Source organism: Mycobacterium sp., assembly GCF_035499775.1.
Taxonomy (GTDB): Bacteria; Actinomycetota; Actinomycetes; order Mycobacteriales; family Mycobacteriaceae; genus Mycobacterium.
Window position 1 is genome coordinate 1 of sequence record NZ_DATJYB010000490.1, and the last position, 7,106, is coordinate 7,106.

At 61.7% G+C, this 7,106-nt stretch carries 7 protein-coding genes; all 7 read right to left on the reverse strand.

All coding sequences use genetic code 11. The annotated features are described in order from the left end of the window. Positions 1-953: PPE family protein (locus VML93_RS30110; RefSeq protein WP_325616160.1), on the reverse strand; the 953-nt coding region annotated here is incomplete at its 3' end. 12 nt (positions 954-965) lie between these two features. Continuing rightward, on the reverse strand, positions 966-1,262 hold the full coding sequence (locus tag VML93_RS30115; RefSeq protein ID WP_325616162.1) for a PE family protein: 297 nt from the start codon (positions 1,260-1,262) through the stop codon (positions 966-968). An 86-nt stretch (positions 1,263-1,348) separates the two neighbouring features. Then, complete coding sequence (locus VML93_RS30120; RefSeq protein WP_414686489.1) at positions 1,349-2,584, reverse strand: PPE family protein; 1,236 nt, start codon at positions 2,582-2,584, stop codon at positions 1,349-1,351. 175 nt (positions 2,585-2,759) lie between these two features. Further along, positions 2,760-3,695, reverse strand: coding sequence for a sulfotransferase domain-containing protein (locus VML93_RS30125; RefSeq protein WP_325616166.1), 936 nt, complete (start codon positions 3,693-3,695; stop codon positions 2,760-2,762). Positions 3,696-3,781: 86 nt separating this feature from the next. Beyond that, positions 3,782-4,480 (reverse strand): adenylyl-sulfate kinase, encoded by a 699-nt coding sequence (cysC, locus tag VML93_RS30130; protein ID WP_325616168.1) that lies wholly within the window; start codon positions 4,478-4,480, stop codon positions 3,782-3,784. A gap of 478 nt (positions 4,481-4,958) precedes the next feature. After that, positions 4,959-5,762, reverse strand: a complete 804-nt coding sequence (cysQ, locus tag VML93_RS30135) for a 3'(2'),5'-bisphosphate nucleotidase CysQ (protein WP_325616170.1) — start codon at positions 5,760-5,762, stop codon at positions 4,959-4,961. A 102-nt stretch (positions 5,763-5,864) separates the two neighbouring features. Then, positions 5,865-7,106, reverse strand: a 1,242-nt coding sequence (locus VML93_RS30140) for an MFS transporter (RefSeq protein ID WP_325616171.1), incomplete at its 5' end; no start/stop codon positions are given.

Genomic DNA, 7,106 nt, shown 5'->3' on the forward strand with positions numbered 1-7,106 from the left:
CCGAGTTGGGCCGATACCGTCCCGCCCGGCCCTGCAGCGCCGGCCAGATGCATTCCTGAAACCCCAGCGGCCAAGCTCGATTGGGTGCTGCCGGCCGCCGCGGCGCTTGCGGAGTTCGCTCCTTCTAAGCCCTTGGTTCCAATGACCAGGCCCATGATGGTGTTGATCAGGACGGAATTCGCCGGGAGGATGAACTTCGGAATCATCTCGACGTCCGCGCTGATCGAGCTCAGAGTTTGCAGCCCGGCGAAATCTTGGAGAGCGGTCAGCAGGCCGGACGCCGGGTTGGGTCCGGTGACGATCGTTCCGAGGCTCTGCAGTGCGGTTGGTATGGCGCCGAACAACTGCGAGAACTGTGTTTGCGTGCTTGAGCCAATCGCGGTAGCGAACGTCTGTAGCGTCTGCAGCAGCCGTCCGAGCAACCCGCTTGGGTTGGCGGTCGACAACGGCACGGCGAATGGCTCCACCTGGGTTGCGGCCGCCGATTGGGTGGCATAGCTGGACATCGCGACGGCATCCCGAGCCCACATCTGGCTGTACTGCGCCTCGGTCGCTGCGATGGCCGGGGAGTTCTGCCCAAAAATGTTGGTCGCAGTCAACGACTCCATCTCGCTGCGATTGGCTTCGATCACTGGCGGCGGTACCGTCGCCGCGAACGCCGCCTCATATGCCGCTGCGGCGGACCGAGCCTGTGTGGCGGTCTGTTCGGCTTGCGCGGCGGTCGCGCTGATCCACGCCACGTAGGGCGCGGCCGCACTTGCCATCGATGTCGCTGACGGACCGCGCCACTGAGTTGTCAGCCCGGACAGCACCGACGAATACGCGGCGGCCGTCGCGTGCAGGTCGGCCGCCAGTCCGTCCCAGGCCGTCGCGGCAGCCAACATCGATCCTGAGCCGGGACCGGCGTACATCAGGCCGGAGTTGATCTCCGGCGGCAAAAGCCCAAAATACATTGTCGCGTCCTCTCAGGTGGCCGCGGGCTGGGTGCTATGGCCGTCGGTTGGATCTGAACCGGTATTCATTGCAAGGCTTTTCACGAGCTGTGCGCATGCCGCCGCGAACCGATCGCTGACTTCGAGGAAATTCGCGGCGTACGCGCCGAACTGTGCCGCGGTCAGCACGGAGACCAGGTCGATCGCCGCCGGATCCACCACGGTGGGTGGACACGTGATCGCGGCGGTGTGCAGTGCGCTTGAGCTCCGAACGCCCGCCGCATCCGCCGTGGCGGCCGGCAACTTTGTCGGATGTGGTGCGGACGTCATGTGTCCCTCGTTTCTGTCGTGCCAACATGTTGCACCGCTTGTCATTTCGAGCATTCGTGGCCGATAGGTGGCGGCCGCCCGGTCGGCTAGGGCGGTCGCTGCGGCGCCGAAGGAACGATGAAAATGTTGACCGGACCGGCGTTCTTACCGGCAGCGCCTGCCATAACGCCTGTCGATCGGGCCGCCGATTCCCCGGTGCCGGCTATCGCCCGACCGGCCATACTTGACAGGGCCATGTTGCCGAACAGGGTTGCCTCGCCCTGAGGCGCGGCCTCGGCTATAGCGGCAGCCGACCCGGTCTGCATCACCGCCGCAGCCGATTTGACCGCGGGGGCAGACACTGCCCAGCCTTGCGGGACTGATAAGCCGCCGATGATGCCCGCACGCCCGGCACCTGCCAGCGCCGTGCGTGCGCCGCCCTCTGCACCTCCCACCAGCACCGCTCCACTGCCGGCTGACGGCGCCGTCGGTGCGTTAGCCGCAGCGGCTAGGTTCGCCCCCGCTTGCGGCAGCAAATAGCACTGGGCACCGAGCAGTTCGGGGACGCCCGCGACGCCGAAGTAGGACAACGGGGATACCGGCCCAGCCGCAAAGCCGAGGAGCGTATTCAGCGACGACGCCAGCGAAGCCGGGGCCGACGGATCCGCTGCCGCCTGCGCCGCTGCCGACGATGCCGGTGCCGCCATGCTTTGCAAGGAGCCGGGTACAACGGACATCAGCTGGGGCAACCCCTGTGTTTGGCCAGCGCCCGCGGCTGTCGCGTTGGCGACGGCGTTGGCCTGCGCGGGCAGCCCAGCCGGGTTGGCGATCTGCGGCGGTGGGTTGAAAGGCGTCACCTGCGATGCAGCCGCTGAAGAGCTGGCATAGCCGTACATCGCAGCGGCATCCTGGGCCCACATTTCGATGTAGTCGGCCTGGGTGGCCATGATCGCCGGGGTGTTTTGACCGAAGAAATTGGTTGCCAGCAAAACCGACAGCTGCAGGCGGTTTGCCGCGACCACCGTCGGCGGGACTGTCGCGGTGAACGCGGCCTCGTAGGCGGCGGCGGCGGCCCTGGCCTGTACGGCTGTCCGCTCGGCTTGCTCAGCTGTTGTGCTTACCCATGCGGCATACGGAACGGCCGCAGCCGCCATTGTCGTCGACGCCGCACCGCGCCAAGTTACCGTCAACCCGGAGACCACCGAGGCGTAGGCTGCTGCCGCCGAATGAAGTTCTGCTGCAAGGGCATCCCAGGCCGCGGCAGCGGCCAGCATCGGTCCCGATCCCAGACCCGCGTACATGCGGCCGGAGTTGATCTCCGGCGGAAACGTCCCGAAATCTATTGTCATTTAGGCCCCTCCCTGGCTCTCGTCGTGCCAATGAGCTGGCTCATGGGCGGTGCAACCGTCCAGATTCGGGTCAACGGCTCGGCGGCAAACTCCCAACTCTGCTGTGTTTCACGGACCTTCGGCTCGACACTTGGTCGACGTCCCGCGACGGACGGCGTAGTGGCGGCAGCTAGGTGGTGCGGCTGGTGCGACCTGTTTCCAGCCAGTGGGCACACTGGCTCCCCAGTTTGTCGAGCGCAGCGCGGTCAAAGCGCTCGACCTGCGCCGGCGTGAGCTCGTTGCGGTAGTCGCGCTTGGGTCCTTTGTGGAAGAAGGCCTTCGCGCTCGACAGGTGCTCTCCATTGAACGGAGCCATCTTGTCCGCTCGGTGCCTCATGTACTCAAAAGAGCAATGTTCGACAATGGCATCCATCCGGAGCGATGCAGGATCAATGCCGAAAAACGTTGCCAGCCGGACGATCTGACCCCGCAAGTCCTCTTTTAGTTGCTGGTAGTGCAGCAGTAGAACGTTGGGCTCGTCGCGCAGCTTCCACCACGAGTTCATGATGTCGAGCAGGTCGCAGCACTCGTAGCCATTGGTATCGAGCCACAGGTCGAAGAACGTTTGCATCCGCTCGGGAATCACCAACGGGGTTGAGTCGCCGGACCACTCAGCATGGATCCGGTTGATCGTCAACATCGTCGACTCGGAAAAATTGTAGAGGTAGTTGTGAAAGCTGATCCCGAGGTCTTTGCCGTTTCTTCCCACGAAAACGTATCGGGCCTCTGGCGCGATCGGCAGGGCATCCGCGGGCAGATGTGACTTCATGACACGCCGGTGGCCTGCCTCGCGCTGGCGCGTGAGCAGATCGAGCATCCCGGCGTGGTCGCCCCAACTGGAATCCAGCCACGGCGAGGTGTCCGAAAGTCCGCCGTCCTTCTCGTCTCCGTTATGCAATATTTGCTGGATGATCCGCTGAGTCCAGGTTGTGCCGGCCTTGAACGGATCGGCAACAACGATATCTCCGTCGACAAAGCCCCCCCGAGCCAGGCAGTCCTCCCACACCAAAGAGTTCGAGAGATAATCCCTGACAACTCTGGTCGGGGCGATCAATTGTGCCCTCATCGCGAACCTGCCTTTCTGTTGTATCGTGTCATCGTGAAATCTTTGATAAGCGACGGATTAGTAAGAAATGAATTGTGGGTGGAGCATTAGATAGAGTATCTATGCTTGCTGTTGCCTTTCGGTTCGCACCCGCCGACTGCCGCAGTGATGCCTGCTCTCTCGAGATACGAGACCACTTCATCGGCCAGCGTCTCAGGATCTTTTTCGGCACCGTTTAATTGAATCTCCGGCTTTAGCGGCGCCTCATATGGCGCGTCGATCCCGGTGAAGCCCGTGATGCTCCCGGCGTGCACTTTCTTGTACAACCCTTTGGGATCCCGCTTCTCACATACCGCCACGGGCGTGTCGATAAAGATCTCCATGAAATCACCGGCGGCGAGAGTAGCGCGAACTGCATCTCGATCGCGACGATAGGGACTGATGAAAGCAGTCAATGTCACGATGCCTGCCTCGCAGAACAACTTAGCAACCGCGCCGATACGGCGAATATTCTCCTCTCGGTCCTCGGCCGAAAATCCGAGACCAAATCGCTTGGAAAAGTCCCGGTCGTGGTGCTCCTCGAGGATCTCCGAACCGGCATTGAGACCGTAGCGGACGTTGTCACCGTCGAGTAGATAACTATGTATCCCTCGTTCATAGAGCTTTTGGTCGACCAGATTCGCCACGGTACTCTTACCGCTGGCGCTTAACCCGGTAAACCAAATGACGCACCCTCGATGGCCGTTGAGTTCCTCGCGCTCAGACCGGGAAACTTTGCAATCGTGCCAGGTAATGTTGAATCTCATCGTCAAACACCTGTCCGAATTCGAATAGTCCTTCGCGCGCCAATCCGCACCGTGTCGTATGTGCCTTTTCGGTCGACAGCGCGGCGGAGTGCCGCGGCGCCGCTCACTTCCCTTTGGTTCGCGGGTGCGGTCACCCCGGCCGCGGCGCCTGGGGTGATCGGGTGGACATACGCCGGACCTTCTGAACTCAGCCTTTTAGAGTCGGCTAACCCTGGGTCGACCAGCTATTGTTCGCACGACACCCGCGTGCCGGCCGGGTGGGTACGGTCGCGAAGAGCATGTCATCGGGCGCCCTTGGCCGTAGTTTTAATCATTGTGATTTTAATTCTCGTCGCCTTACCTTCGGATTAGCTGAATTTCGGCTGGATAGTTGCTGATTTACCTGCGAACTGCTTGCGGGTCACGGCGAAATTCGGTCGGGCCGCGGTGATCGCCTAAAGGCGGATCCACAAAGAGGACCAGAGCCCCGGTGGTTCGCTCACATGAATCCGATCACAAAGCTGTCATTCTTCAGAGTTGGCTTGTTGTAGATTAGCGACGATCTCCGCCGACCCAGCTGCGCCGAGTTGCGGTAGATACAATCGCCGGCCGCCACGTCCCATTCCATCGTCGGATTCAGTCGCGGGTAAAGGTCGGCTATTCCCTCTGCGACCAGGCAGAACTTTAGTGAGCTGCCCGCCGCGACCCGCTCCTTCACTGGAAGATCTTTCAGGTAGATTTCCAGCGCCGCCGAGGGGTGTGACCGACTTTCGGCGATGGTAAGCCCCCTGGCCAGGTTGGGAACAGAGGAAAATATGCGGATGGGGGTCCTGCTCCCAACCTGCTTCCAGCTACCCCGGTCTTTTTCCGCGTAATAGAGTAACTCCTTGGCCGGGGCATAGATGACTCCCAGGACAGGCTCCAAATTCTCGATTAGTGCGATGTTGACTGTGAACTCTTCACTTCCGCGAGCAAATTCCTTGGTACCGTCCATCGGGTCAACGAGCCAAAAGGTGTGCCACTGGCTCCTGGTGGCGTAATCGACCGACTTCGACTCCTCCGAAATGATTGGAGTCTTTGGATCAAGAAGCGTGAGATGCCTAGTGATAAACTTGTTAGCCGCGAGGTCTGCATCAGTGACAGGCGATGTATCGCCCGCATGATCGCCCTTTTCGGCGATGCGGAAATGCCTTCGATGCTTGAGGAGGATCTTCCCCGCCTCGACTGCAATCGCAGCTACCTCCTCGAGGTATTGCACCGCTGAAGATTTGCGTGCAACTTGAATATTCTCGTGTGTCGTCACCTTGCAGCCCCTTTTATCCGTTCCACGGTTCGGTATGTGCCTGGGCGGACTCTGTGGGCGCCACCCGGTAGCGGGCAGACCCAACTGATCCGGCCCGAACGGTCACGTTTTGACCGGCTCCTCCTCGATGATTTGCGGCGGTGCAGTGGAAGCAAGTGAGTTCTGCGGCCGCACGTAGCGCACCCAGGCCAGGACCGCTGCGGCGATGTAGCACATCAAGAAGATCCAGAATGCCGGCGTCGCGGTGCCGGTGCTCGAATACGATTGCCGTAGAGATAAATTGATTCCCACCCCGCCGAGCGCCCCGCATGCGCCGGCAAAGCCGATGAGCGCTCCCGAGCTGACTCGGGCCCAGTTGGCGCGTCCTGCGTCCGTGTCGTCCCGTTTGAGGCTGCGGGCTTCAAAAACAGTCGGAATCAGCTTGTACACCGGCCCTTTACCCGCGCCGCAGAAGATGAACAGCCCCATGAAGCCGATTACGTAGCCGACCATGGTCATCGTCGTCAACGGGCGACCGTCTTCATGCGTGAGGTCTTCGTGGGTGCTGACGGCTACCAGCAGGGCGCCTGCCACGATCGCGCCGGCGAAGACGCTTAGTGTGACGCGGCCCCCGCCGGAGCGGTCACTCACCTTGCCGCCGACTATGCGCGCCAACGAACCGAGCAGCGGACCGACGAAGGCGATCTGCGCGGCGTGCAACGACGCCTGGGCGTGGCTTTCGCCGCTGGCCACGAAGTTGTGCTGCAACACTTGGCCGAAGGCGAACGCGAAGCCGAGGAACGAACCCGAGGCGCACATGTAGAAGAACGAAAGAGCCCACGTGTCTGGGACCTTAAGGATCGATCGCAGGTTGGCGAATGAGATGCCGTTGCGGTGAGCGACGATGTTGTCCATGAATAGCGCCGCGCCGATACCGCCAATGGCCAATAGCACCAGATAGATCGCGCATACCCAGTACGGCGCCTGATGGCCGACGGAGGCCAGTGCAAACAGCCCGACGGCCTGGATACCCGCCGACCCAAGATTGGCCATACCTCCGGTGAGGCCCAAAGCAAAGCCCTTGAGCCGCTGTGGAAACAAGCCGTCAACCTTGGCCAGCGAGGCCGAGTAGTTGCCTCCACCCAGGCCTGTCAACCCGGCACACACTAGGTATGGCCACAGTGGAAGCCCGGGATTGGCAAGCAATACCATGGTTCCGGCGGTGGGAATCAGCAGTAGCATGGCCGAGAACGTCGTCCAGTTACGACCGCCGAACCAGTTGGCGGCCATCGCATAGGGGATCCGCGCAACAGCCCCAACCAGGGATGCCGTCGCATCCAGCAAGAGCTTGTCACCGGTCGAGAA